Origin of the sequence: Pantoea sp. Acro-807, assembly GCF_011752675.1 — a bacterium.
Lineage (GTDB): Bacteria > Pseudomonadota > Gammaproteobacteria > Enterobacterales > Enterobacteriaceae > Pantoea > Pantoea eucrina.
Genome location: NZ_VWXE01000001.1, coordinates 1,133,250 through 1,158,539, shown reverse-complemented (window position 1 = coordinate 1,158,539; position 25,290 = coordinate 1,133,250). Strand labels below are relative to the sequence as shown.

Sequence of the window (25,290 nt, the reverse complement as noted above, 5' to 3'; positions counted from 1 at the left end):
AATACAAGTAATCCTTATTCTGTTATGAAGACTGAAAACCGTTCTTCACTGGTTAGTCTTGTATTTCCTGACCAAACGGAAACGAACATGTGATGGATTCCTTTGTAAGCCGTGCGCTCCCAATGCCTAGCGAAATAAATACCATCTTCTTGATATCGCGCATCGACATAAGTTTCATGATTCCCTTTCCCTGCGACATCTCTCGCTTCCTTACCAGTATTTTCAACACGAAATAAAAACTTGAGATCTCTATTTGGTACGCTTTCAAATTTAGCTTTAAAGCTAATCCCCGTGCCTTTTTTAACACTCCTAGAGCACTTTTCATAATGATCATCAGAAGACACGGATTCTGAACTTTTTATTGTGGCTGATAATTTCAATTCTTCTGACTCAATATTTAATGGAGTGTACTTGATATATTCTTTGTGAAGGACAAGATACTGCTTATAGTTTTTCTTCTTGCCTTCTTTAGTTATATAATCAGGTTTGACAATAGGGATTTCCTCTTCAATTCCTTTTATTATTTTAGTCGGTATTTTTAAAATTCCTTTTTTATCACTATCATCAGTGTCATTACTGTTATCGCCAGTATCAATCCCAAGTAGTTCCGCAAAGTTTGCACCAACTAAGATTGAGTTTTTAGGTGCTTTTTGTTGTAGCTTTGCTGCAACATCAACATGGTAGGAAGTTGCTGTTACCTCATCCGCCCCATCATAGCCATATGTTCCCCATATAACTTCCTGCTCTTTACCATAATCAATACCAATTCTTATTCCGATTTTTTCTTTGTTATCCTCACCTAATTCTGACAATTTTGGTGATACAACTTTCTCCATCATTTCAATAAGAAAAACTGCGCAATTTAAGGCATCAATTCCGCTATCAGAAATCAAACCATCAGATTTTTTTCGTTCGCTTCTAAAGAATGCCATTACAGCATCGCCCATTATTCTGTGAACGTGCCCGTCAAAGGCATCGATCGTCTCAATAGCACAGCGTATAATATCGTTTTTAATTCTAAAAACTTCTTCTGGCTCATAAACAACACCTAGCTTGGTCGAGCCAATAATATCCATGAAAAGCGTTACTGTGTATCCATATTTAAGATCACCCGTCCCCTTTATTGCATTAAAATCCGGATGACATCCAAAACTTCTTCTCATTTCCCCATGCTTTCCAAATCTATTTCGAACTATGTTTTTGACTCCGAAACTAATTTGAGAAGATGCGCTTTCAGACTTTACCAGACTTGGGTCAAAAATACTTTCCAGTATACTATCTGCCGACTCCATTCCAATAGTGCTTTTGATAACATCATTATGTCGTCTTTTTGATAAAGTAGATTCAATTGCATCACCAAGGCCTTTGTATAAATTTTCAATTATCATACGAACCCGCTAAATTTGAGAAAGAACTATTACAAGGATCATTAATCCGATGGATAGAAGTGACAATATAATGCATTCAATGGCTTTTGCGTGGAAACTATATTTTTTTAAAAGAGCGCCCGAAAGGTTGTAATTTAAGGTAGCCAACGCCTTAACTGTATCTACATTATTTTTCTCACTTAAAGCGTTTATGTAATCTTCGATGTCTTCGTAATAATGTAGTAAGTCGACAAAAGAGAAAATATTTTTATGTGGAGAGTTCTTTAAATATGGAATCACCCCTTTTATTGAATAATAAATTGCCATTAAAAGTAGACCGAGAGAAATCAATGCGAAAAGTGATAAAACATATTTATCATTCAGTGTTTCAAGTCTAGACAAAAACTTATCGTAGTTTAGCAATACTGCCGCAAGCATCGCTGAAGCCAAGCTTAAGAGTATTGTTGATTTAGTGTTGGCGCTATTTAAGTAACTATCTGTTCTTGATAGTATTTTTATCATGATATCAATCTTTTGCAAAGAATCATCCTTGCGATCATCAATGAACTTCCCCAAAAACATCACCTATCAATAAGATTAGTCCGTAAGTTTATTTATTATTACTTGGTAGATAATGTCAACAATTTCTTCATTAATTCCTAGAAGGGGGCGAGGCTCATATCTGATGTCCTTGCTGCTGCGCGACGGCCGATCACGAAGTCCATACTGATGCACCCGCACCATGCGCTGTACCTTCCCGGCAAACTCGACCACCGCCTCATTCGTGGTTGCCCGCGCTTTCAGATATTTTGCCGTGCGCAGCTTCGCGAACATCTCACGCTTAACCCGGCCTTTCTTGCCGCATATCGGCTGCTCCTTGCGCGGCTTGTACGGCGTGCCGTCCGGTGACTGCTGCTTCTTGATGTTCTGTTGCTGGCTGGCGCGTAGCTTCTTCGCGATGTTGAGCGCCATCTCTTTGCGTGACTGTGGCGACAGGTTGCCGATCAGCGCATTGAGGCGGTCGTTAACCAGCACCAAGTCGCTCATGACTGCCACTCACTGATGAGCTGGCCGTGCGCATAAAGCTGCAGCGGTCGCACATCATTTTCCAGCAGCGGATTTTCGCCAACGTGCTCGACGTGAAGTTCATCACCGACGCGCTGGATAATCACGCGCTCGGTGAGCTGCAGGTCAATACTGATATCGCTCGCCGTGTCGCTGATCACGTCCGCCTTGAACGTGAAGCCGTTCTGCTGTTTGTCCTTCGTCGCCATGATGTCGGGTTCATTCACCCGCAGCCATTCCAGCATCGGCACAATCAGCAGGTCGATGTTGCCGGTGTAGTCGGTGATCACCATGTTCAGCCGGTACTGATATTCAAACGACAGCGAGGCGGTAAGCGTGGAAACAATGCGTCCGCTGTCGATAAACACGTTCAGGCTGTCAGGGTTGCGCTGCAGCAGCGGCACGCTGTCGGTCAGCGCCTTGCGCAGCTGTTGGGGTTTCAGCATCGTGTTGCTCCTGGCATTCTTTGATGATTTCGACCTGCAGCCCGCACGACGCGAGCGCCGCCTCAAGCTGACGGTTATCCGCCGCCAGATCGCCCGCCGTTTTCAGGCTGTTTCCCGGCACCGGGCAGCTTGTCACGCGCGGACAGCCAATCCAGATAATCTCTGGCGCTGGCGAAAGCGGGACGGCTGTGCAGCCGGATAACGTCATCAGGCAGAGCAGCAGCAGACCACTCACGTAAAATCGGACTCGCATCGGTTTCCCTCTGTATGTGTGTTTCGCGGGTCAGCGCTCCGGCGCTGGCGCGCCCCTGCATCAGCCGCAGCGCGGCTTCGCGCTTCTGCCCCTGCAGGTTTTCGCTGTTGAGACGGCTTATCGCCTTGTCGCGGCTCTCGATGCCTGCCGAAAGCGTGCCGATGATGCGCTGCGCGCCCGCCAGCTCGTCACTGGCAACCGACCAGCGCCAGCCGGTAAGCGCGAGCGCCAGCAGCGCCACGGCGAGCAGCGTGCCGGTGATGCGCATCACGCCGCCCCCTTAAGGCACCACGCCCGCTCGCGCACGCGACGGTTATCCAGCCCCTGATTAAACACGCCTTTGACGTACACCCAGCGCGGCAGCTGATCGCAGGCATCGCGCCAGCGTTCCTGATTCAGCAGCTTCACCAGCGTTGAGGTGCAGGCGTTGCCCGTGCCGACGTTAAAGGCAAGCGATACCGTGGCGTCGTAGACTTTTTGCGGCACCTTTGTGAAGAGACAGCGCGACAGCGCCTTTTCGGTGCGCAGCACGTTGGAAATAAACGTGCCCGCTGCCTGCCGCTCGGTGATGGTTTTACCTGGCACGACGCCGACGGTATTGCCGATGCCGCCCGTCCACTTATCCGCGTCGCACTTGTACGGTTTCAGGCGACAGCCTTCATAGTCGGCAATCAGTTTCAGCCCCTCAACGGAGGTGTGCAGCTGCTGAAAGCCCGGCAGCGTGGTAGCAATCGCCAGCACCACGCCGATTGCACAGCGCTTAACGGTTTGCAGATTCATAGTCGCTCCGGCTGATGCGCCCACGGACAAAAAGCTGATAGGTCTTGCGTCGGTAGTACCAGCTCACGAGAAACATGCCGACGCCCAGCACCATGCCGAGCAGCGTTGCCACGTCCTGCAGATCCCACTTGCCGAGCCAGCCCATCACCACCGCCACGCAGTAGGTGATAAAGGCGCTGATGCGCTCCATGTTGATGCTCATAGTCAGTCCCAAAGGTTAACGGTTTCGCCCGTTGAGGATTCCGGCAGCTCAGGCAGGTCAACCGGCCAGCCGTGCGGCAGTACCGCACCGACATCGGCGAGGCCGGGATTCGCGGCAAGCACGGATTCCGTCACCTGCTGCGTGCGGCCGTAATATCGATAGCAGAGGTCATCCACCGTATCGCCCTGCAGCGCGTAAACCCGCCTCACAGCAGACTCACGATGCAGCCATGCCGCTCAGCCACGCGGCTGATGCTGAATCGCGCGTCACGCCAGTATTCGTCGGCGGTTGCCTCAACGGCGCTGGCCTTGTTTACGCCGCTTGCGTCGTAGCCGCGATAGCGCTCGGCGATGGTGGCGGCTGTAATTGCCTCAACGGCCGCGAGGTAGTACGTGATTTTCTCGCTCACGCCGTCCAGCGATTCGGCCGGAACGTCAGCCAGCGTTTTGAAGCCCGCCGCCATGCGCTCGGCGCGCCACTCGTACAGCTCGGCGTTGACTTCGGCAATCGCCGTTTTCACCGACAGCCGCAGGCGCTGCGCGGTGACGGTTCCCTCATAGCGCAGCGATTCGCGCAGTTGCTGCAGGTCGATGTCAGGCCAGAAAAAGGTGTTCTTAACCGGCGGCTCGGCAGTCTCTGCCGGTCGCTGTGCTGCTATTACCAGCGTGCTCATAGTTGGCCTCAGAAATAGGTGGGCGGTGGAGGACGGCGCTGACACGAAAGTGCGTTACCGTCCTGCCGCCCTGCGCGGGGTCGCGTCCGGTCAGCGGCTGGCCTGCGCCTGCTTTTTCATGGCAGTTGCCAGCCGCTCTATGTCTTTTTTCACGCCGCAGCCCTCATGCAGCTGCAGCGCGCGTTTCAGGTGGTTCATCGCTTCCAGAGTCCCGCCCGCGTCGCGATAGACATACCCGACGATTTTGTGCAGCTTGGCGCGCACCTGATCGGGCATGTCTTCGGCGTCGGTCAGCCGGATGGTTTCAAGCAGCGGGTTAATATCGACCGCTTCTTTTGCCGTCCAGGCACGCGTCGCGGTGCTGGCCACTTCTTCGGCCAGCAGGTACGGCAGGCTGTCGCGTTTAAAACCGTCGGGCGGAACCAGACCGTGCTGCAATGCGTAGCTGGCGATTTCAAGCGCGCCGTTTACGTCGCCGGTGTCCAGCCGCCAGATCATGACGGTCATCACGATGGCATCCTGCGCGCCGCGCCCGCTGTTCATCACGCCTGCAATCCACGGCAGGTAGTCGGGCAGCAACTGGCGCTTAAGCTCAGCTTTGCGCTCGACCGAGTGGATTTTTTTCAGGCGGCGCTTGTCCTCGTTGAGTTTCACGAGCATCTGCTCATAGCCGTTGGCGTGGCGCAGCGGATTCGCGTTCCGCTGCGTTTCGGTTTCGGCCTGAACGCGCATCCGGTGACGGCGAGCGGGACTCAGCATGCGTTACTCTCCCGCTTCCGGGGCTGGCGTGGTGGCTGCTGGCGCTTCGCTGAAATCACCGAGTTCGATGTTCTCGATCACGCAGCCCGCCGCATAGTCTTCCACCACGTAGTCTTCGTTGGCCGACTCGTAGTTCTCGATGCGGTCACGCTTCGGCACTTCTTCGATGTGGCGGCGCTGCGTGCCTTCCTGCCAGTAAATCGACAGGTTATCGGTGCGGGTGATCATCATGGCGTTGGCCGGGAAGTACGGCACGCGCACGGCGGGCAGGTTGCCGATGCGCTTCTGGCTGACAATGAGATCGGAGGCCAGTTGCTCGGTGTTCGGCTGCGTCTGGTTGACGATCGGGAAATACTTGTCGGCCAGCAGCTGACGACCAACGATAACGACCAGCTCCGGGTCTTCCTGATACCACGGCTCGATCAGGTTGTTGGTGGCATCCATCACCAGCGCGTCGAGGTTGGCGTAGTCGCCACCCTTACCGATGCGAATGGTCGGCGAAATCACCGCACCTGCACCGTCGGTGATTTTGCTCATCACGCGGGTCGGCGCTTCGTTGCGGTACTTCTGCAGCCAGCCCACGGCCACGTCCTGCAGCATCGGGTTCGCCGCGCGGTTCGAGGTTTTGGCGCGGTGCGTGCCGTTGAAACCGATCATGATGCGGTCAAGCGCCTGACGCTGAATAATAGCGTCGCGTAAGCGCGTCTGGAAATCTTCGTAACGCGCCCACAGGTCAAGGGTGTTGTAGCGGATATGGAAATCGAAGTTGACCTGCACACACTCATAGCCTTGGCTGTCCAGCGATGCAAAGTCAGCGGTTTCGCGCTCGTCGCCGCCAGCAGTGTCGGTGGTGCTGGCAATCGAGCCGGACACGCCGACGCCGATTTTTTCACCCTTCATTTCCGGTACGGGCACGATGTTGATGCGGGTCAGAAACGCGGACGACTCCTGCACGCGGCTCATCAGCTTCTGCGTGACGGACGGCTCGACGCTGAATTTCTTGTTCATGTCGTCGATTTCAACGCCGTTCAGCTCGGCGACGCGGGACATATAGGCGTTAAATTTGAAACGGGTTTGCTTACGCATTGGCTTTCCTGTTTATCAGTGTTCGGGTTTATCAGCAGTCGGTCATTACGCTGGATTTGTTGTCGCCACCGGTGGCAGGCGGACGGCAGTTAAAGTTGCCGTCGGTGCGGGTGAGCGTGTCCTGCAGCGTGCTCAGTGCTTCGCGGTCTTTGCCGTGTTCGGTTTCCAGCGCATCAAGGCGATCGGTAAAGGTTTTTTCCAGCGTCGCCAGCTGCTGCGCGTGGCTTTCGCCGTTCTGCTGCACCTGCTCGGCCACAGCCGTGACCGCTGCGCTCACGTCGTTAAAACGCTCGTCGTCGGTCTTCTCTTTGCGGGTAAACAGCTCTTTCACGCGCGACAGCAGCGACGGCGCGGCGTCCGCTTCCTCATAAAACTCAATCAAGGTTTCTTCGGCGGCGGTAAACAGGTTGTCTTTGTCCAGCTTGCGCGACGCCAGCGGATTGGCTTTCGCCGTGGCGCTGAAACTCAGAATCTCGGTGCCGAGGCTGGCCGGGTCGTCGGTGACGGCCAGACCGACCAGATAGGCTTCGCCGGTGTCGGCAAACTTGGTGTTGATTTCAACCGAGGTGTAAATCTTCTGGCGCGCTTTGGTCAGGTCGATCAGCTCCGGCGTCGGATCGATGTAGCCGTAAAGCGCAAGCTTGCCCGCCAGTGCGCCTTCGATGATTTCCTCGACTTCAACTTTGGTTACGTCGCCATAGCGGCGGAACGGGCTGTCGGCGGCGTAGCCTTTGATGTGTTCCATGTTGACGCGCGCACCGTAGACGGTCGGGTCGTAGTTCTTCGCCATCTGCGAAATCCACTCGCGAGAAATCTCGCGGCCGTCGGTGGTCGCGCCCTCAACGGCGATGCGGAAACGCTTTGCTTTGGTTGTTGCCATTAAACAGGCTCCGGTCAATGGGTGGGTTCGGTTCGTGGTCAGTTTCCCCGTCGCCACCTCATCCCTCAACGAAAGCCAGCCCGCTCACGTACCAGCAAACAGCCAGCGCAGGCGCGCCATTTCCGCCACCGGTAGCCTTAGCGGCATGAACATGACACCCGGCACCATCATCAGCGATCCGCGCCGTCAGGCTGCGCTGCTTTACTGGCAGGGATATTCCGTGCGCCAGATTGCGGAAGCGATCGGACAAAAAACGCCGACCGTGCAGAGCTGGAAGCTGCGCGACGAATGGGACAGCATCGCGCCCATCAGTCGTGTGGAAGCCAGTATGGAAGCGCGGTTGATCCAGCTCATCATGAAAGAGGTCAAGGGAAATGGGGATTACAAAGAGACAGACGCGCTTGGCCGCCAGATTGAGCGGCTGGCGCGGGTTGAGCGTTACCGCAGCAGCGGCAACGAGGCGGATTTAAATCCCAACGTTCGCAATCGCAACAAAGGCGAGCGCCAGCCGGTGATTAAAAACGTGTTCAGCGACGAGCAGATCGAGAAGCTCACCGGCCTGTTTATGGATAACTGCTTTGAATATCAGCTCAACTGGCACAAAGCCGGGCTGGCGCACCGCATCCGCAACATCCTCAAGTCGCGACAGATTGGCGCGACGTTCTACTTTGCCCGCGAGGCGCTGATCGACGCGCTGACCACCGGGCGCAACCAGATTTTCCTGTCCGCCAGCAAGGCGCAGGCGCACGTCTTCAAAAACTACATTCTCGACTTTGCCCGACAGGCTGACGTTGACCTCAAAGGCGATCCGATTGTGCTGCCCAACGGCGCGCGCCTGATTTTTCTCGGCACCAACGTCCGCACCGCTCAGAGCTACACCGGCAATCTGTACCTGGATGAATATTTCTGGATCCCCAAGTTTCAGGAACTGCGCAAGGTTGCCAGCGGCATGTCACTGCACAAGAAGTGGCGCACCACCTATTTTTCCACGCCTTCCAGCCTGTCGCACAGCGCCTATCCGTTCTGGTCTGGCGAGCTGTTCAACAAGGGGCGACGCAACCGTGATGACCGCATCGAGCTGGATCTCTCACACTCGCATCTGGCGAAAGGCGCGCTGTGCGGCGACGGGCAGTGGCGGCAGATTGTCACCGTTGAGGACGCGCTGACGGGCGGCTGCAACCTGTTCGACATCGATCAGCTGCAGCTCGAATACAGCCCGGCGGAGTATCAGAACCTGCTGATGTGTGAGTTCGTGGACGACGAAGCCAGCGTGTTCCCGTTCGCCGAGCTGCAGACCTGCATGGTGGACAGTATGGAAGAGTGGGATGACTTCAACCCGTATGCGCTGCGCCCGTTCGATTACCGGCCGGTGTGGATTGGCTATGACCCGTTGCACACCGGCGACAGCGCCGGATGCGCGGTGATCGCGCCGCCGCTGGTTGCGGGCGGCAAGTTCCGCGTGCTGGAGCGCCACCAGTGGCGCGGCATGGACTTCGCCGCGCAGGCGCAGTCGATTAAAGAACTCACCGAAAAGTACACTGTGGAATACATCGGCGTGGATGCCACCGGCATCGGTCAGGGCGTGTTTCAGCTCGTGCGCCAGTTCTTTCCGGCGGCGCGGGAAATCAAATATTCGCCCGAAGTTAAAACCGCAATGGTGCTGAAAGCGAAGGATACCATCAGCAGCGGGCGACTCGAATACGACGCAGGCCAGACCGACATCACGCAGTCGTTTATGGCGATCCGCAAAACCATGACAGCCAGCGGCAACCGCTCAACCTACGAAGCCAGCCGCAGCGAGGAAGCCAGCCACGCCGACGTCGCGTGGGCAATCATGCATGCACTGCTTAACGAACCGCTCACCGCTGCCAGCGGCGGCGCTAACCCTTCATTTATGGAATTTTACTGATGAGCAAACGCAACCGCCGCAAGGCATTCACCGCATCAACTCAGCCCGCGCAGGCATCATCGCAGCCGTTCGAGGCGTTTAGCTTCGGCGAGCCGACGGCGGTTCTCGATAAGCGTGACATAATGGATTACGCCGAGTGCATCCATAACGGCCGCTGGTACGAGCCGCCGGTCAGCTTCCACGGCCTCGCCAAAAGCCTGCGATCGGCGGTACATCACAGCTCGCCGCTGTATGTGAAGCGCAACATTCTGGCCTCGACGTTTATCCCGCACCCGCTGTTGAGCCAGCAGGAGTTCAGCAAGTTTGCGCTCGATTATCTGGTGTTTGGTAACGCCTTCGCAGAGCTGCGCCGTAACGCGCTCGGTAAACCGCTGCGTCTGGAAACGTCACCGGCCAAGTACACGCGACGCGGCGTGGAGGAGGGCGTTTACTGGTTTGTGAACGAGTGGAAGGAAGCGCACCAGTTCGAGGCGGATCAGGTGTTCCACCTGATTGAGCCGGACGTGAATCAGGAACTTTACGGCCTACCGGAATACCTCAGCGCGCTTAATTCCGCCTGGCTGAACGAAGCCGCCACGCTGTTCCGCCGCAAGTATTACCAGAACGGCGCGCATGCGGGTTACATCCTGTATATGACCGACGCCGCGCAGAGCAGCAGCGACATTGAGCGCATGCGACAGGCGATGCGCGGTACCAAAGGAATCGGCAACTTCCGCAACCTGTTTATGTACGCTCCCAACGGCAAGCCCGACGGCATCAAGATTTTGCCGCTCAGTGAGGTGGCGACGAAAGACGATTTCTTTAACATCAAGAAGGCAAGCCGCGACGACCTGTTAAGTGCGCACCGTGTGCCACCGCAGATGATGGGCATTATCCCAGACAGCGCGGGCGGGTTCGGGGATGCGGTGAAGGCGGCGCAGGTGTTTGTACGAAATGAACTGACACCGCTGCAAGAAAGAATGAAAGAATTGAATGATTGGATTGGGAGTGACATTTTAAATTTTAAAGAGTACCTCTTTTAATACTATAGAGTGCAACCAAAGCGTTGCACTCTTCATTAATAATTATATTCTATTTAATACTATGTAGCCCATATCATGATTTTTTTTGTTTATTGCTAATACTTCGTCTCTTAGATGTTGTCTAAATCCATCCAGATCATCAAAACTAACGAGTTCTTTTTCGATTATTCTTTCTGTAACTAGCAAGTTGTATTCAGAGTCACTTACTTTCTCAGGCGTGCCTTTAATAGTTAGGATGGTTGCTATTAGCACTCCACCTAACCATAGATGGAAAACATATGTTGCACAATGTTTTTTAATTACCTCGGGTTCATAACCTTCGCCATCTACACCATAAGTTAATCTCATGTCCCCCAAAGCAATATGATAAATATTATAAAAGTTCTCTATTTTTTCTCTACTGTTGTAAGTATCGTTAATGCTGAGCCTTAAAATGTCATTTAGTTTAAATTTAGTTGTTATCCAATAAGCCCTTTCAATATTTTCAACCTCCCCCTTCCAACTTTCAATTTCCGAATGTAGCGCATCTGTTTTTTGTTTTATGGAAAGGGAGACTTTTAACTCTGGCTTATCCTCTAATTCTATATCTAGCAATATATCTCTCTTATCAAAACACATCCATTGCATCAACCTTGCTTGATTCAATAAATCATTTACAGAGTGTTTTTCAGTCCCAATGGACATTTGATAAGTGGACGTATTATCACCAAAACCAATCATTAAATCAAAGAATGCGGTCTTAAGGCGAATTCTTAATAAATGCTGTGGTAGATTTGGAATCGGGGGTATATATGCTTTTGCGCGAAAACTTATAGGCGATGAATATTTGTCCTCTCTAAATTTTACAATCATATTTAGATGATTCGCTGGCGAAGATATTTTGATTATTCCTTTATCTATTTTGTGCAGTGGCGTTGCTAGTTCTATTCCGAAACGCTTCTGGTTGATAGTAATATCTGAAACAGGGATGTCATCATCATATCCTAAACTGGCTGCTATCATCCTGCTCAATGAATCTTCGTTAGTGGTTGTGAATTTTAAAACTCCAGACCCTGATTCAAACCCAACACTTTCAGTAAAGCTTATTTTCTTTTTCGCATATTCACTCATGCCATTAAGAATGAATCCTTCAATAGATTTTTTTAATTCTACCCCCGTTACTCCTGCTAACTTGTGGGCACTATCGTAGCTAATTCTCATGGTTGAGCTGTGAAGCTTCTTTTTCTTTTTTCCTTGCTCTGCAGCTCTAACTTTTTTTAAAGTTTCTTCAATTAAAGTTTCATCAAAATGAACAAGGTAAAGGCTCTGGGGTACTTTTTTATTGCCAAACTCAAGAAAAAGAAAAAAGGTTGGGAGAGGTGATTTACAAAACCGCAAAAGATTAGAAAGCTTAACTGCCGAAAATTTTCTGTCCTTAGTCGTAGACTTGATTTGTACTTTGCACTCAATAGGCCCTGTAGCGGTATCAGAACCAGAAGATGTATTTTCCAATGGGAAATCCAAAATATAATCCCAACCTGCCATGTCTTCTTCTGACTTATTACAGTTGATATTCTCAGATGCACACAAAAAGTTAAAATAACTTTCGCCCATCGTACCAATTTTTTGAGCCATGCAATCCTCTGCGTGTTAATTTTAATTAATTACAACAATACGATATTGAATGCAGTTTAATAATTAAACATTCTAGTATTTACAGTCAATAGTATTACCTCGTCAAGCTGAGAATGGTCTCGTGCGCGCAATGCTATCCCCGCCACGCCTGCCCGCTTTATGCATCGTTTTACATGCAGATGCATGCGCCTAGTCAAGCCGCGCCAGCTATGGGCGCTGTAGCGATCGGCGATCCAATCTGGATCATGCAAAATCATGCACAAGAATGCGCTTTGCTGCAGCATGAAAAAAACCACCGAAATGGTGGCCTAGGGCAAGGGAGTTACCGACATTCAATCATTCAGCCTGGCGGAAAATGGCATCCTGATAAATCGCCGTATCAATCTTTCCGGCCATCTCACTGATCATCGACAGTGCCAATTTTAGTTCATTTTCTTTGCAGTGTGCGACAAGCGAAACGTCGGCGATAAACTGAATGCGTGCAACGGTCTCGCTCAGATTGTCTAAGTCCATCAGTTAATTAACTCCTCAATGAATTTTTATACTGTATGAATGAACAGTATCATGTGATTTAGGAACCGTAAAGATTCGCATGGTTTTTTGTAAGTTAAATGCTGTTTTATTGAGCGCTGCGTTTGCCCATACATTTCTTAGCCAATGCCTCAAACCTGCTAAGGGCGGTGGATGCTTTACGCCGATCGCGGAACAGATGCCCGCTGCTGCCGCTCCAGAATGTTTGCTCACCTACTTTCAGTTTTCGGCCGCTCATCATCCAGGTGATCTCACCTTCGGACAGGTACAAACGCGAGACATCGTGGAATATCTCCTTAAGCTGTTCGCGTTTCTCTAATTGCTGAGCGTTTGGCGCTGGCGGTGACTGTTTTCGCTGCTTAACAGGTGTGCTTTCATGCAGTCGTCGCAAAATTCGCCGTCTTTCTGCTCGCGTTGGCGGCCGTGACAAATCGAGAGGGACATCAACTGGCGGCGACGCCGTACAGTTATTGACAGAACTCCAAGAGGGCGCGGACGCGCCCTTAACGTCAACGGCCAAATCAACGGCACGCTTCGGCACAATTTTCCACTGAGTCAGTCGGGTTAGGATTGGCGTATCTGCGCCAGCATCGGTGGCATACACGCCTTTTACACGCACGGTTTCTTCGCCGTAAGCGTTAAGATCTTCGCTCGGTTGATACCATGTGCGCACGGCCAGTTCATCCCGACGCACAAATGCGCTGCCTTGTGCGTTAACGTAGCCAGCCCAATCACCTGCATCGGCAGCGTCATGCACGGCCGCAAACTCGATACTGAGTCCATGCGCGGTTTCGCTGTCGGCCATGCGGCGCAGTTCGCGATATACCGTGACCGGTGCACCGCCAACAAACTGGAACTGGCGAATGTGCCAACGCGCAGCCCATGCCGAAACGGCGGGCGCGGTGTCTTTAAGTTCTTTACCACTTTCGTCGTCCAGCTCGCCGTCGAGCGCATAGCCATCGATGTTTTTTGAAATGTATTTAGCCACATAACCGGTGGCGCTGCCCTTGTCGGGATCAATGGCTTCGGCATGAAAGCGTGCTCTGCGAGCTTTTTCGCTGGTTAGTTCTACACCATCTTCACGCCATGCATAGTCGCTAATTACCTCACGCACACGATCGACATTTTCAGGCAGCATAAACATCAGCATGTGCCAGTGTGGGGTCGCATCGTGATGGGGTTCGGCAACACGAATGCCGAAGATACGGATTTCTTCGCGATGCAGCTTGGCGCGGATTTTCTGCCACACGTTGCAAAGGTAACGCTGTGTGTCTGCCGGGCTGGCGCCATTCCATTTGCGGTTACGATGACCGGTCTTGATAGTGGCGTGGTAGCGAGAAGGCGCGGTGATCGTATAAAACTCACCGACAAAGCCCATGTCGTTGCAGATGTTTTCAAATCCGCGAATGCGATTCATCAACTCGCAGCGCTTAATGGCAGGATTCGATACGCTTGCATCAAACTTGTCGATTAGGCTGATCCTCTCGCCGGTTTCCTCATTCTCCAGCTCAAGCCCTTTAAGAAACTCACGCGTGCGGCGCTTTTCCTCGCGCCACTCTGATACCGTCATTTTGCTTGCGTAGGGCGTGTGCTTTTTGCTGACGTTGGCGAGGGCGATTTGCAGATGTTCACGCCATGATGCCGCTATACGACGCAGGCGACCCTTCCACCATTTCTCGGTCTGCATGCGCAAAATCGCAGGTGTGACTTCTTCCGGCTCAAAGAATCGAGACGTGACCTTTTCCCAAAGTGGCGGAATCTGGTCGAATTCGCGGGTGATGGTGGCTGCGGTCATGTAGATGCGATGTGTGTATTTGTAATCTGATTCGCTGTCAGATTGAGCATGTGCTTGCACCAGTTCAGCCAGAGTAAAGTTGGCAATGTCACCCGCCAGTAAATCAACATCGGCACGAGCCATATCAGGCAAGCGGTTAAAACGACGCATCAATTCCCATAGCGCGCCACTTGCTCTTGCTGAGCCTTTTGCATTGTCTGAATTATTAGTGAGTAGGGTTTGCGTTCCGGCCTTCATCTCGCCTAGGCGATACTTGGTGTTCACACATTCAACGCGTGGCAATGTGCGCTCAACAAATGTCTTTGTTAAGTACGCATTGGCACGGATTTCACCCTGTGACTTTTCAAGTTCGGCCATACGGCGTTTGATATCAAACTGAACAATCTGAGGCTGCTTTTCGAGTAGGTCATAAGCGTGACTCAGCTTGGCTATTTGCTCAGCTTTTTGAGCATTCAGAAGATTGCGACGGTGGATCTCGTCATAGGTAGGATAGGGGCTGGCGATGGCTTCCCGTGGAGCATTCCACGGGTAAGCATATGTATCGGACATCAGGCTTTGGCCTGCTGGTGTTTGCCGCGCTGTTCTTCAATTTCCTGACAAGAGACGCAGCGGGTAACGCCAAGATAGGCGCGGCGGCGCAGTTCAGGGATTGGGGCATCACAATCTTCGCAGAAAGAAGCGCTAATCGCAGGGGCGCGGTTAACGATGAGCGCGATGTTACGTTCGAGCATTTCCTCGGTGCGCTGCTGCATAATGTCCATTGAATCAGCCATTAGTGCGCCTCCGCGATTTGCGTTTGGATTTTTTCGATTTCCTGATGGAGCAGTTCGGCGGCTTCAATCGACGATAATTCGTCGTGACGGATTTTCGAGGCCAATATGTTCAGACGATTGACCATCAAGTCAGCGCGATCGCGACGTTCTTCTTTTCGCGCGTCATTGAGCATCATGTCGAGGTCGATATATGAAGCCATTTGTTTAGATTGGGATGAATTATTCAGCATGTAATTTCCTGTTTTTAGGCAAAGTGAATCCCGGCGGGTTTACGCCAGTTAATTGCATTGAGTTATTTAGTTAGAAAGCGTCATTCGCTTAGGGAATAAACTCACAACGGCTTTTAATTGGTTCATTGCACGAACGACTGCAGTTTTTTCATCGGTGCTTAATTCGCTAAAATCAGCGCTGTGTCGGTCTTTACCGATGTTAGCCAGGAAAAAGATTGCGCTAAGTGCGCGTTTGTTGTCCTGGTAGTTGTTGTCTCTCACATCACGTATTGAGTCGAAGAATCGTGATAAATCTTTTTCACCGTCTCCGCCCTTAAATTGCGAACGCAATAACGCAACGTGATTGAGTGCCGCGACGCGCTGACCGGCACTTAACTCGACAAGCATTGAATCGCCTTCAATAGCCATGATTTGCCTCTCTTGGGTATTGCCTGAGAACGTGGTGCGCATGAAACCTGTTTAACCGGATGCCAGCGCTTACCGTTGTCACCCAAAATCCATCCGTGCCCGTAGGACATTGACGGACTTTGCCTCTTGAGCTGTGCAGCAAATGAAATCATGGCTGCACCTCACACCACGCCGAACGAAGCGCCAAGGCCACTGATCGCATCGACTGTAGAAGACAAAGCAGGGTTAGCCTGTATGCGCGCTTGAACAGCGATTGCGGCCAGCGTTAAGCAGCGAATACCGCTATTAACGTTTTGCAGTAGACCGCGTTTGCAGCTCGCGCTTAATTGCTCAGTAGAGATCGCGCCAGCAGCGAGTTGACCAACCTCAGCGGTGGCTTTCATCACATATAGTGGCAGCTTGTCGTTGGCGACTTCGTTGACCGGCACGCAAGGCAAGCACTGGATTTGCGCAAGCAAGCCATCAATCAGCGTCGCATCTTCGGTGACATCGGTGAGCGTTAACACTTCCTGCACGGTGAGCTGGTGCGGCTGGTCGGGATTCAGCTTGTTACGCAGCGTTTGCGCGCGCATGCCAGCTTGCTGCGCAACGTCTTCCATGTTGTGCGCTAACGCGAACTTGCGGCAGGCATCGTCGTAATGCGTATGGGTAGAAACCTTGAAATCAAACATGTTTGAAATGCCCTCAACTTGCAAAATCAAATTAGGGTTTGATGTAGCGACATTTGATTGCGTGTTGACGGTTTTTTTCACGCCAAGCGGCAACATTGATAAGCGGATTGCCATGTTTGGTCATGGTGGTTTCGACCTTTTCACCGGTCTTTTTGTTGGTGCGGTTTTGGGTATATGTGAAAGACGGTGTAGGGGCGAGTAATACAACACCGTTAGATATCCACTTCTCCAGCACCGAGTCGCTGATGCGGTTGGCTGCGGCGAAGTCTTGCTTAGACATGGTTGGTGAAGTTGCTAACGTGACAGCTTTGTTTACGGCATCGTTAACCACCTCGCTAATAGCGGGCATTAGAATTGCAGCGACATTGGCAATGAATTCTTTAGATTGCACTAAGTCAAATGCGTTCTGGCTATTTGCATTTTCAGTATGCATAACGCAGTATCTCCAGTTGGTAAGTGTGTTCTACGGTGTTACATGTGGTGTGTGCATACGGTAGATCACAATTGTGCTCATTTAAACTACTTTTGTGGTTGTTTCTGTATGTCTAACTTAGAGTCAAATGCTCAAGATGTAATTGAGAGATTGCTTTCGGCTTATGGTGTAACGACACAACGCGCCTTGGCTGAGTCTCTTGATGTGCCATCGAATAACGTAAGTGCGTGGTCTCAACGTAACAGCGTACCGGGTAGTGCAATCATCAAGTGTGTTCTTGATACAGGCGTAGACCTTCAATGGCTTGTGAATGGAAAACTTGCAAAAGCAAACCGTGAGCGGGGCGTAGAGCTGCCTTCTGGTGAGCGTCTTTTGAATGAAATCACCTCCAATGGAGGAAAAGCGGTGTTGCGCAGAATCTTGGATGCATACGGATTCTCGTTACAAAAACAGCTTTGTGAGTTACTCGGAATTTCATCAGGTACGGTTAGCACTTGGGTAAGAAGAAACTATTTTCCCGGTGACGTCGTAGTAGCGTGCGCATTAGAGACAGGTGTCGATCTTCACTGGCTGGCGACAGGAAAGGGCAGGCGGCATACAGACACGATTACGCAATCAACTAGCAATGCTATTCCGCGGAAAAATTTAGTAGCTGGCATCCTTCAAGATGCTGGTCTGTGGGAAATTAATCTCGACTTTATATCTCATAATCTTGCTGAACCGGTGTTTATATCGAGCAGCAATTCTGCGTGGGTAGTGGACATGAATGTTGGCGATATTAGTAATGGACGCTGGCTGCTAGGAATTGATGGTAAGTATGATGTTTATGACATTGCTCTTTTACCGGGAAGAAAAATTAGCGTCACTAATAAGGGCACAAATTTCACTTGTGGCGCTGAGGAAGTAAAAACTGCTGGAAAGGTAGTTTTAACGATGGATTATAATTTTTAATTTGGGATGAATCATGGATACGATTTTTGTAGTTTTAGGTTTTATTTTAGCTATCTGGTCTATACGCAGCATTTGTATTAAGCATCAAAGCATCGCCAAGAAAGTTGGAAAAAGTGTTTTTTCAGCGTGGTATTTCTTAACTGCTGCCGGTTTGGCAGTGCCGCCATCTAATTCAGTTCTGGTTTCTGCAATTATGATGTTGATTGGGGCATTTGTTGTCTGGTATTGCAACCGGAATTACAAAGCGCCTGCAAATCACAATGATGAACTGAGCGGTTACGCTGATGCGGCGAGAGAATTTGATCTACCCAGCAATAGGAAAGAATCAAGTAACTATCGCTCTGTTAATCATGCTAAAGACAAAGATGCAGAAATCAAAAACATTGCTTTTTCATATGTGAATAGTAAAGGTGAAAGCAGTTTCCGAGACGTTGATGTGAAGAGCTTTGATGGTGAGTACGTTGAGGGCTATTGTCATTTATCTCGTAAATTTAAAACTTTTAGACTCGACCGCATTGAAGGCGACATCATCATTCGTGATACAGGGGAAGCTATAGAGCCTTACGAGTGGGCTGAAGTGATGGAAGCAAGATAACCTACGGTGCAAGGAGCAATCGCATGTCAGATATACTTGATACATTTGTCAAAGTAATACTGCCAATTATTTTGGCTTTAGTGACGGTGCTTTCTTTTTTCAAAGAGTTTTTTTTAACTAAGAAACGTATTTTTGAGGAAAGAGAAAAGCTCAGTAAGATGTGTTACGATCTCTATAAAATAAATGATGATGAGGGACTAAAGAGGCTATCCATAGAGTATGGTTATGCTGCAATAACTAAAGAAAGCTTTTTGAGTCTGCAACAACGAAAAGCTTTAGTTCAAAGTGAAAATCCTACAAGAGATATTGAGCTATTTGTTAAGTGCCGGGGGCTTTTAGATATTGCCACTGAGCCATTATCATTTCTCTGGAAACAAAAACGATATGCAAGTGTGATCTATTTCAACTTGATAATAATAACGAGGTTGCTTTCATTTATCTTTGGTCTAGTAATTTTTATGACACCAATGTTATTGCTGGTGATACAGCCATCGCAAGTAGTTGCTAAATTCAATGAGATTCATGCAATAGGTAAAATAGGTTTAGTGATGTATGCATTTTTCATTGGCTTTTTCTTCGCATATGCGAATCTTGTTACAGCAGTGAGATTGATTGATGCAAAGAAAATGATTCAACGACATGCAACTCCATAATAATTCATCAAAAACATTATTTCTTATACTCACTTTATTAACCATTTAATTCAGAGGTGCCAATGAAATATTATTGGGTTACTCAAAACTTAAAATCACAAAAAAAAGAACTTAAAGATTCAATCTTGACTGCAAGACCAGCTAAAACAGAAAAGCACCACCGTAAAAATCTTAAGAATGTTGAATCCGGCGATGTGGTTTTTTTATGCTGCAAGGGGATTATAAACCACATTGCTATCGCCAGAAAAAATTCTGAAGAATCATCAGATGAGTCAGGAAAAAAATGGCAAGTTCAAATCAAAGTCTTTAGCTTATCCAAGCCGATTAACATTGAAAAAAACAAGAGTTATTTGCTAGAGCATAAAAGTGAAAAGTATTACCCTTTAAATGCTGATGGAATACCTAATCAAGGATATTGTTTTAATCTTGAGCCATTGATCGCATATTATCTCTTATCTAGAGCAGGAGTTTACGTTGATAAATCAAATGTCATTGAGTTAAATGTTGGAAGTGGTGTTAGAGTAAATGATTTAAAAGTTTTACTGAATGAGTTAAATCACGATGACATAAAATCAATTATTGATGATTTCAAACACATTAACTTTGAGTCGTTTAAATACGCAAATTCTGTTGAATATGATTTGTTGTACAATGGAACAACATACCCACCAAAAGTTATCTTCGGGTTTAGTGCTAAAAAAATCATCAATAGGCCGTTATTTTCAGATGAGTTCTCTGGTGGTAAAGGATCACCATGTTTTGACATTCTTGAAAAGAATGGATTCAAAATAATATTCAAAGATACGAATGCTGAGAAAATTGAAAGTTCTACAAAAAACGACATCGAAAAGATTGTTAGTGATGTAACTTTACCTGAAACATCGAAAGAACAATTGATTGAAGCGAGACTAGGGCAAGGGAAGTTTAGGCAGCAACTAATTCGTATGTACAGCAAGTGTATAATTACGGGTATTGATGTAGAACAGTTGCTTAGAGCTAGTCACATAAAACCGTGGAGCAAGTCTAATAATACCGAAAGATTAGACTGTTATAATGGTTTGTTGCTGTCAGCAAATATGGATACTCTATTTGATAAGTTATTAATAACATTTGAAGATAATGGACAGATTATCTTATCAAGAAAGTTGAAAAATACTGAAACAATGACGAGCCTTGGTCTAGATCAAAATCTGCAAATCACATTAGACCCTAAAAGTGCAGAGTACATGTGCTGGCATCGGAAGGCTTTCTTTGAGAAGGAAGCTTCTTAAAACAGCAGTTCAATACCAGAGCTAGAAACAGTTTGTTGAGTTGTAGCCAATAGATCGCCATGATTGGTTACAACTCATTGTTTTATATTGGTTATATTAGTATTGGGTCTTTTTTTAACTGGTTGTTATTGAAAGATAACTCAGGGGTTTCCCAGCATTTACCCGACATCTCACTCCGGACGGCACTCGCACTGGTTCTGAACAGGTAAATCCAGGCGTTAGCGGATAGTCAGTCAGCTACCTGACAGAACAGAAGCGTTATCCCTTTCCCTGATCCACTATTTTATAAAACAGTGGAACGATCGCTCGCCGGAAACGGTGTTTTAACCTGGCTTTTAACGGTCGTGATGACATAAGTTGATTCCAGATAACCTTTTTTTGCCGGGCAATCTCACTCATATCATTATTACCGTTTATTGTAGACTGGCTGGCTTCTTCAGAGAGTTGAACCGGATGCGGAATCACTGAAAAAACGCTTACAAAAGCGTGCTCTTCAAAAAGCGTCCACTTATCTGCAGTGATCCAAATAGGGTGCAGGTTTTTTAACAGAGATTGCGCGGCTTTGTGGTTAATTACGTAGGAGTGAGTGGTGGTGGCCTGCAGCGTTTTATGCAGAGTATGTTTATGGGTTAAATGAGAGACAGGCGATAATAAATAACTGTTTGCACGGCTAAAAAGGATCACTTCTGGTCTGTGGCTGGCGGGATTTATTTTTTCCAGTACGTCCCTGGCTTCGCGAGTGAAAATAATGTCATCTTCCAGAATCATTGCCGCTTCAATATTGCTGTCGACGATTTTCTGGTAAATTTTTTGATGACTTAATGCACACCCAATCTCTCCGGGTAAAAACGCATAATTAATGGTTGCGCTTGCGGCAGCTCGTTCATCGGCTGTCATGAGCGTGCCATCGACCGCTTCGACAAATTCATAATCAAGATTAAGTGCATCAAGCTGGGATGCAATTTTATTCCGTCTTTCAACCGATCTTTTTAAGTTTACAATAAAAATTTTCATTATCTGCCGGGCGCGATGTGCGTTTCCTCTGTATTCATGACCTGAATAATGCAGATATTATCATATAAATAATCTTGCTGAGTATATGGCCTCAGTTGGTAACAGGCTGCGTTCTGCAGGTTGTAAGCCGGATAAAACAGGATAAAAGTTTGCCTTATTGCTGACACAGGCTACGCTTAAAGGGTAACAGCTCAATGCGCCGCATCTAACGACGGACTGTTTGCTAATCAATGATGATCAACAGGCGCACCAATTCAGGGCTCTGCTTCGGCAGGGCCTTTCCTTTGCCCGCTGCTGCCCGCAAAGCGCGCGCAGCAGCGGGTAAAGCGCTCACTCCAGCAGATAAATACCTGCAACGAGTGTGCCTACAGAAATAATGTGCAGTAGCTCAGTCATGGTTAGCCCTCCCGGATATGTACAGACAAAGTCAAGGACGGATATCACACTTCGTCAAATTTAATCATGCCGGGTGATTATTCTGAAACAGCATTATCGCCCTGCGTTTTGTCTGAATTCAGCGTGACGGCGGTGACGCTGACAGACCGCTAACTGATTAAGTTCAGAGAATAAAGTGGTTTACCTGCCGCACTAACTTCAGGTTGGGCTGTCTCAGTTACAGATGTTTTAGTCCGTATCGATCTTAAAAACACAGCAAAACTCTTTTTTTGTACTATATTGTTATAGCAAAGGGTGAGTTTTGTAAAAAAGAGTCATGCTGTACCCTTAACAATAAACAGACAGGCCGCGAAAGGCCGTTTTAAACCAAAGGATATAAAAATTATTTCAGTTTCAATTTCTATGCGTTGCCCTCACTGTCTGGGCTCGCAGTATCGCAAATCCGCATTTGACGTTTCTGAGAAGAATCCGGCGGGTGCTAAGTGCATATTCTGTAAAACAGCGATGGTTGCTCTTAACCCTGCGGCGATGAATACGTTAGCTAAGCTTAAAATGAATAACGATATGCTTCACAGATAACCGATCTCTGCCACGCAAAAGGCCACCTCAGGGTGGCCTTTTTACTTGTTGCTGACGACAGCATCTACCCCGATGGCTACAGAATAATCCAGCGCCTGGCAGGCGCTCAGGCTTCAGGCTGGCCTGCCGGGCCTTTACTCATCGGCCCGCCGGGCACCGGATGCTCCATCGGCGGAGCAGGGCGGCCATCCGGCCCCAGCGGGCGTTCCGGCTGCTGACAACCGGCCAGCATCAGCAGGCTGGCAGAGATAATTAATCCACTAAAAAATAGCTTCATCAGAGACTCCTTGATTAACAGGCAACCCGGCGTTGCACATTAACCCTAGCTGATAAATCTGTGCGCTGACGGCAGCGGCTGGCTTAATTTTATCGTCCTGATTAAAACAGCTGTAAGGCCAGATTTTTATCTCAGACGTCGCCATTCATGGCGTCATTGCTTCTGTTGCCTATACTTAGGTTCTTGATGACAGGAGGCGAACATGTTCAAACATAACAGTAATGAAGAGCGTAAACATGAGGGCGATGTAGCCAAAGGATTGCCTGAAGCGGCCCCCTCTGCCGGAAATGCGTATGAAGAGGATGACCATCCGGTTCAGGACGCGCCGGATGAGCATGGCGAAATTCCCCGTACGCGTGACAGCAGTGAAGATGAAAAGAAAGATCCCTGGGAAGATAAAGGGAAATAACGCGTAGACGCTAAATAAGAGTGGTGTGACATTTATCTTTTTTTCTGCGGCTGGCGCACATATCCCTCAGGCTGCCGCAGAGCGTCAGACAGCAGTGCCTATACTGAAAATACCCAACCCAGGGTCAGGAGGTAAATATGTCAGAACGTCCAGAAGATATTCAGCCTATCCCCGATGATGGACAGGCACCCGGTGCAGATGAAGATTTGCCCATGGATGACGGTGCTGTGCCCAATGATGACGCGCTTCCTGTGGATGACACGCGCAGAATCTGATCGGGATGTATTTACCACTCAGTTAACCCGTATGGCCTGACGCTATACGGGTTTTTTAATGAGCGCTTCTCTGGCTGTACCTGAGATCGGGAAAGAGTAAAGCAGCGTTATACTGCCTGAAATGGTATAAAATGCCCTGGTTTCGTATATTTCAGGACAGATCATTAATGGCAGATACACACTATTTACTTTGGGTAATGACAGGGACGCTGACCATCCTCAGCCTGTTTATTGGTGCAATTGTCGGACAGGCAAAAACCCGCCGGCTGGGTATGATGACCTTTACCGGTCTCTGGGCATTTTTTATGCTGGCAATATTTTTGATAACCCGCTAACCCACTATCAGCAGATGCACCAGCCGGGCCAGCGATTCCAGCAGCAGCAGGCTGCCGGTCACCAGCATAATCAACACAATGATAAACTGCTTACGGCCTTTCATGCTGTGCTCTCCATGGCGACGCCATACCGGCATTACACTATGCCGGTTGGGTTAAACTAACGCTCAACCATCAGATTATGAGCCGCAGCCTGCTAGCGAAACAGCCGGCCGTCACGCACCAGCTCGCGCGGATAGCTGTTTTTAATGCGGTTGCCCACTTTTTTAGCCAGTCCAAGCGGCTGCTGCTGCCAGGTGACGATGACTTCATCCCGGTCAGGCAGTGTCTCCGGATGGATATCCTGTCCGCGATACCAGCTTTCCGCTTCCGCTTCATTCAGCGCAAACGCCAGCGATGCATCAGGCCTGGCCAGTGCCATCACCGCCTCATGCTGCCAGCGGTAGCCTTTGGGAAAGGTTTCAGCCAGTTTCAGACCAATGCGTGAGAAGCGTACCTTATTCAGCCACTGCTCTGCGCTGGCCGGAAACAGCCACAGCTCTTTATCGCGCTGCCAGAGCGTCAGGCTCTCATCCCACTGCAGGCCCACCTTAGCCGCTGCCTGCATCACCTCCGCGCTGAGTTTTCGGCTGGCGGGCGCAAACGGCAGTTTCCCGAGTTTATAGCCCGGCGCCGGCAGTGCCGGCACGCTGGCGGTTTTACGCAGACGCGCGACGAAAAATCCTTCGCTGTCGAAGCAGTGAGGAAACACGTGCAGATAGCCTTCCGGCGTCAGGGCAGCCTCTGCGCCGGCAAACAAATCCTGCAGCGACATGATCTCAATGGCGTCGGGATAGCGTGTCAGCAACCAGGCTATGACCTGCTGATTCTCGATGGTGTTAAGGGTACAGGTTGAGTAGATCAGCACGCCACCGGGCCTGAGCGCGTGAAAAGCGCTGTCGATAAGATCGCGCTGGGTGGCCGCAATCGCCTCGGTGCTGGCCAGCGTCCAGTTGCGCAGCGCATCTGCATCTTTACGCACCACGCCTTCGCCTGAGCAGGGGGCATCAAGCAGGATGGCGTCGAACTGTTCCGGCAGCGCTGCGCCAAACACCCGGCCATCGAAATGCGTCAGCGCCACGTTGCTGACGCCGCAGCGGCTGATATTGGCATGAAGGACTTTGACCCGGCTGGCGGAGTATTCATTGGCGAGGATCGCGCCGCGATTATGCATCAGCGCCGCCAGCTGCGTGGTTTTGGATCCCGGTGCCGCCGCCATATCCATAACCTGCTGTGCGTCCGGCGCGGCGGCAAACAGCGCCGTTACCGGCAGCATCGAGCTCGCTTCCTGAATGTAGAACAGACCGCTGAGATGTTCAGCCACGCTGCCAAGCGGCAGGCTCTCATCATCGCGCTCGATCCAGAATCCCTCTGCGCACCAGGGAACCGGCGTCAGCCGCCAGCCATACTGCGCCGTGCGGGTAAGAAAATCAGCCACGCTGATCTTCAGCGTGTTGACGCGTACACTTTTGCGCAGCGGCTGCTGGCTGATAGCAAGAAAGCGTTGCAGTTCAGCCTCATCAGGGAGGCTGGCACGCATGAGGGTAATGAACTCTTCAGGAAAACGACTGGACACAACAATTTACCGCGCTGACAAAT

33 protein-coding genes and 1 pseudogene are annotated in these 25,290 nt (G+C 49.7%); 9 read left to right on the top strand and 25 right to left on the bottom strand.

What is annotated here, in order from left to right; all coding sequences use genetic code 11:
- Nucleotides 1-14 precede the first annotated feature (14 nt).
- The 13 genes and pseudogenes from F3J39_RS05540 to F3J39_RS05485 form a co-directional block, all read right to left on the bottom strand.
- Nucleotides 15-1,388 (bottom strand): adenylate/guanylate cyclase domain-containing protein, encoded by a 1,374-nt coding sequence (locus tag F3J39_RS05540; RefSeq protein WP_166713912.1) that lies wholly within the window; start codon nucleotides 1,386-1,388, stop codon nucleotides 15-17.
- Between the two features lie 9 nt (nucleotides 1,389-1,397).
- Nucleotides 1,398-1,907: a hypothetical protein gene (locus tag F3J39_RS05535; RefSeq protein ID WP_166713911.1), complete on the bottom strand. Its 510-nt coding sequence runs from the start codon at nucleotides 1,905-1,907 to the stop codon at nucleotides 1,398-1,400.
- A gap of 57 nt (nucleotides 1,908-1,964) precedes the next feature.
- Nucleotides 1,965-2,414 carry a phage virion morphogenesis protein gene (locus tag F3J39_RS05530; protein WP_166713910.1) on the bottom strand — a complete coding sequence of 150 codons (450 nt, stop codon included), beginning with the start codon at nucleotides 2,412-2,414 and terminating at the stop codon, nucleotides 1,965-1,967.
- Nucleotides 2,411-2,878, bottom strand: a complete 468-nt coding sequence (locus F3J39_RS05525; protein WP_166713909.1) for a phage tail protein — start codon at nucleotides 2,876-2,878, stop codon at nucleotides 2,411-2,413. Before F3J39_RS05525 ends, F3J39_RS05530 begins: the two co-directional genes overlap by 4 nt.
- Nucleotides 2,811-3,131, bottom strand: coding sequence for an Rz1-like lysis system protein LysC (gene lysC / locus F3J39_RS18810; protein ID WP_247648222.1), 321 nt, complete (start codon nucleotides 3,129-3,131; stop codon nucleotides 2,811-2,813). The genes F3J39_RS05525 and lysC overlap by 68 nt, the downstream gene beginning before the upstream one ends.
- Nucleotides 3,052-3,399 (bottom strand): annotated as a pseudogene (locus F3J39_RS05520) (LysB family phage lysis regulatory protein); the annotation flags it as partial. The gene lysC and the pseudogene F3J39_RS05520, both read right to left, overlap by 80 nt.
- A complete protein-coding gene (locus F3J39_RS05515; RefSeq protein WP_166713908.1) occupies nucleotides 3,399-3,911 on the bottom strand; it encodes a lysozyme in 513 nt (170 codons plus the stop codon). The gene F3J39_RS05515 and the pseudogene F3J39_RS05520, both read right to left, overlap by 1 nt.
- Nucleotides 3,892-4,107, bottom strand: a complete 216-nt coding sequence (locus F3J39_RS05510; protein ID WP_348769940.1) for an HP1 family phage holin — start codon at nucleotides 4,105-4,107, stop codon at nucleotides 3,892-3,894. The genes F3J39_RS05515 and F3J39_RS05510 overlap by 20 nt, the downstream gene beginning before the upstream one ends.
- 8 nt (nucleotides 4,108-4,115) lie before the next feature.
- A complete protein-coding gene (locus tag F3J39_RS05505) occupies nucleotides 4,116-4,322 on the bottom strand; it encodes a tail protein X (protein WP_166713907.1) in 207 nt (68 codons plus the stop codon).
- Complete coding sequence (locus F3J39_RS05500; protein ID WP_166713906.1) at nucleotides 4,319-4,786, bottom strand: head completion/stabilization protein; 468 nt, start codon at nucleotides 4,784-4,786, stop codon at nucleotides 4,319-4,321. Before F3J39_RS05500 ends, F3J39_RS05505 begins: the two co-directional genes overlap by 4 nt.
- A 90-nt stretch (nucleotides 4,787-4,876) precedes the next feature.
- The gene (locus F3J39_RS05495) at nucleotides 4,877-5,545 is read right to left on the bottom strand and encodes a terminase endonuclease subunit (protein WP_166713905.1); all 669 of its coding nucleotides are present in this window, start codon (nucleotides 5,543-5,545) and stop codon (nucleotides 4,877-4,879) included.
- A gap of 3 nt (nucleotides 5,546-5,548) precedes the next feature.
- Nucleotides 5,549-6,631: a phage major capsid protein, P2 family gene (locus F3J39_RS05490; RefSeq protein ID WP_166713904.1), complete on the bottom strand. Its 1,083-nt coding sequence runs from the start codon at nucleotides 6,629-6,631 to the stop codon at nucleotides 5,549-5,551.
- Between the two features lie 31 nt (nucleotides 6,632-6,662).
- Nucleotides 6,663-7,511, bottom strand: a complete 849-nt coding sequence (locus F3J39_RS05485) for a GPO family capsid scaffolding protein (RefSeq protein ID WP_166713903.1) — start codon at nucleotides 7,509-7,511, stop codon at nucleotides 6,663-6,665.
- A 145-nt stretch (nucleotides 7,512-7,656) separates the two neighbouring features.
- Here F3J39_RS05485 and F3J39_RS05480 point away from each other — a divergent pair, with 145 nt between their 5' ends.
- The gene (locus F3J39_RS05480) at nucleotides 7,657-9,420 is read left to right on the top strand and encodes a terminase ATPase subunit family protein (RefSeq protein WP_166713971.1); all 1,764 of its coding nucleotides are present in this window, start codon (nucleotides 7,657-7,659) and stop codon (nucleotides 9,418-9,420) included.
- Entirely contained in the window at nucleotides 9,420-10,442 is a 1,023-nt protein-coding gene (locus F3J39_RS05475; protein ID WP_166713902.1) for a phage portal protein, read from the top strand. Before F3J39_RS05480 ends, F3J39_RS05475 begins: the two co-directional genes overlap by 1 nt.
- A 42-nt stretch (nucleotides 10,443-10,484) precedes the next feature.
- Here the strand turns inward: F3J39_RS05475 and F3J39_RS05470 are convergent, their stop codons facing one another.
- From F3J39_RS05470 to F3J39_RS05430, 9 genes are all read right to left on the bottom strand, one after another.
- Nucleotides 10,485-12,056, bottom strand: a complete 1,572-nt coding sequence (locus F3J39_RS05470; protein ID WP_166713901.1) for a hypothetical protein — start codon at nucleotides 12,054-12,056, stop codon at nucleotides 10,485-10,487.
- Between the two features lie 336 nt (nucleotides 12,057-12,392).
- The gene (locus tag F3J39_RS05465) at nucleotides 12,393-12,569 is read right to left on the bottom strand and encodes a hypothetical protein (protein WP_021509993.1); all 177 of its coding nucleotides are present in this window, start codon (nucleotides 12,567-12,569) and stop codon (nucleotides 12,393-12,395) included.
- Nucleotides 12,570-12,675: 106 nt separating this feature from the next.
- Complete coding sequence (locus F3J39_RS05460) at nucleotides 12,676-14,931, bottom strand: replication endonuclease (protein WP_166713900.1); 2,256 nt, start codon at nucleotides 14,929-14,931, stop codon at nucleotides 12,676-12,678.
- Nucleotides 14,931-15,155: a TraR/DksA family transcriptional regulator gene (locus F3J39_RS05455; protein WP_166713899.1), complete on the bottom strand. Its 225-nt coding sequence runs from the start codon at nucleotides 15,153-15,155 to the stop codon at nucleotides 14,931-14,933. Before F3J39_RS05455 ends, F3J39_RS05460 begins: the two co-directional genes overlap by 1 nt.
- On the bottom strand, nucleotides 15,155-15,385 hold the full coding sequence (locus tag F3J39_RS05450; RefSeq protein WP_166713898.1) for a DUF2732 family protein: 231 nt from the start codon (nucleotides 15,383-15,385) through the stop codon (nucleotides 15,155-15,157). The genes F3J39_RS05455 and F3J39_RS05450 overlap by 1 nt, the downstream gene beginning before the upstream one ends.
- A 66-nt stretch (nucleotides 15,386-15,451) precedes the next feature.
- Nucleotides 15,452-15,793 (bottom strand): DUF5347 family protein, encoded by a 342-nt coding sequence (locus tag F3J39_RS05445; protein ID WP_166713897.1) that lies wholly within the window; start codon nucleotides 15,791-15,793, stop codon nucleotides 15,452-15,454.
- Entirely contained in the window at nucleotides 15,757-15,945 is a 189-nt protein-coding gene (locus F3J39_RS05440; protein WP_166713896.1) for a phage filamentation protein Fil family protein, read from the bottom strand. Before F3J39_RS05440 ends, F3J39_RS05445 begins: the two co-directional genes overlap by 37 nt.
- Nucleotides 15,946-15,954: 9 nt before the next feature.
- The gene (locus tag F3J39_RS05435) at nucleotides 15,955-16,464 is read right to left on the bottom strand and encodes a phage regulatory CII family protein (RefSeq protein ID WP_166713970.1); all 510 of its coding nucleotides are present in this window, start codon (nucleotides 16,462-16,464) and stop codon (nucleotides 15,955-15,957) included.
- A gap of 31 nt (nucleotides 16,465-16,495) precedes the next feature.
- Entirely contained in the window at nucleotides 16,496-16,897 is a 402-nt protein-coding gene (locus tag F3J39_RS05430) for a hypothetical protein (protein ID WP_166713895.1), read from the bottom strand.
- A 108-nt stretch (nucleotides 16,898-17,005) separates the two neighbouring features.
- Here F3J39_RS05430 and F3J39_RS05425 point away from each other — a divergent pair, with 108 nt between their 5' ends.
- The 4 genes from F3J39_RS05425 to F3J39_RS18805 all read left to right on the top strand — a co-directional run bounded on the left by F3J39_RS05425 (nucleotide 17,006) and on the right by F3J39_RS18805 (nucleotide 20,367).
- Nucleotides 17,006-17,848 carry a phage repressor protein CI gene (locus F3J39_RS05425; RefSeq protein ID WP_166713894.1) on the top strand — a complete coding sequence of 281 codons (843 nt, stop codon included), beginning with the start codon at nucleotides 17,006-17,008 and terminating at the stop codon, nucleotides 17,846-17,848.
- Between the two features lie 13 nt (nucleotides 17,849-17,861).
- On the top strand, nucleotides 17,862-18,443 hold the full coding sequence (locus F3J39_RS18760; RefSeq protein WP_211049192.1) for a WYL domain-containing protein: 582 nt from the start codon (nucleotides 17,862-17,864) through the stop codon (nucleotides 18,441-18,443).
- A gap of 23 nt (nucleotides 18,444-18,466) precedes the next feature.
- Nucleotides 18,467-19,096, top strand: coding sequence for a hypothetical protein (locus tag F3J39_RS05415; RefSeq protein ID WP_166713893.1), 630 nt, complete (start codon nucleotides 18,467-18,469; stop codon nucleotides 19,094-19,096).
- Between the two features lie 62 nt (nucleotides 19,097-19,158).
- Nucleotides 19,159-20,367: an HNH endonuclease gene (locus tag F3J39_RS18805; protein ID WP_247648220.1), complete on the top strand. Its 1,209-nt coding sequence runs from the start codon at nucleotides 19,159-19,161 to the stop codon at nucleotides 20,365-20,367.
- Nucleotides 20,368-20,625: 258 nt separating this feature from the next.
- Here the strand turns inward: F3J39_RS18805 and F3J39_RS05405 are convergent, their stop codons facing one another.
- Both F3J39_RS05405 and F3J39_RS05400 read right to left on the bottom strand, forming a co-directional pair.
- Entirely contained in the window at nucleotides 20,626-21,381 is a 756-nt protein-coding gene (locus F3J39_RS05405; RefSeq protein ID WP_166713892.1) for a glycosyltransferase family 25 protein, read from the bottom strand.
- Nucleotides 21,382-22,462: 1,081 nt separating this feature from the next.
- Complete coding sequence (locus F3J39_RS05400; RefSeq protein WP_039384855.1) at nucleotides 22,463-22,633, bottom strand: hypothetical protein; 171 nt, start codon at nucleotides 22,631-22,633, stop codon at nucleotides 22,463-22,465.
- Between the two features lie 202 nt (nucleotides 22,634-22,835).
- Between F3J39_RS05400 and F3J39_RS05395 the strand changes: the two genes are divergently transcribed.
- From F3J39_RS05395 to F3J39_RS05385, 3 genes are all read left to right on the top strand, one after another.
- Nucleotides 22,836-23,042: a hypothetical protein gene (locus F3J39_RS05395; protein ID WP_039384852.1), complete on the top strand. Its 207-nt coding sequence runs from the start codon at nucleotides 22,836-22,838 to the stop codon at nucleotides 23,040-23,042.
- A gap of 137 nt (nucleotides 23,043-23,179) precedes the next feature.
- The gene (locus F3J39_RS05390; RefSeq protein WP_158086430.1) at nucleotides 23,180-23,317 is read left to right on the top strand and encodes a hypothetical protein; all 138 of its coding nucleotides are present in this window, start codon (nucleotides 23,180-23,182) and stop codon (nucleotides 23,315-23,317) included.
- A gap of 167 nt (nucleotides 23,318-23,484) precedes the next feature.
- Nucleotides 23,485-23,652 (top strand): hypothetical protein, encoded by a 168-nt coding sequence (locus tag F3J39_RS05385; protein WP_166713891.1) that lies wholly within the window; start codon nucleotides 23,485-23,487, stop codon nucleotides 23,650-23,652.
- Nucleotides 23,653-23,848: 196 nt separating this feature from the next.
- Here F3J39_RS05385 and rsmF read toward each other — a convergent pair whose 3' ends face one another.
- Nucleotides 23,849-25,273 (bottom strand): 16S rRNA (cytosine(1407)-C(5))-methyltransferase RsmF, encoded by a 1,425-nt coding sequence (gene rsmF, locus F3J39_RS05380; RefSeq protein ID WP_166713968.1) that lies wholly within the window; start codon nucleotides 25,271-25,273, stop codon nucleotides 23,849-23,851.
- Nucleotides 25,274-25,290 lie beyond the last annotated feature (17 nt).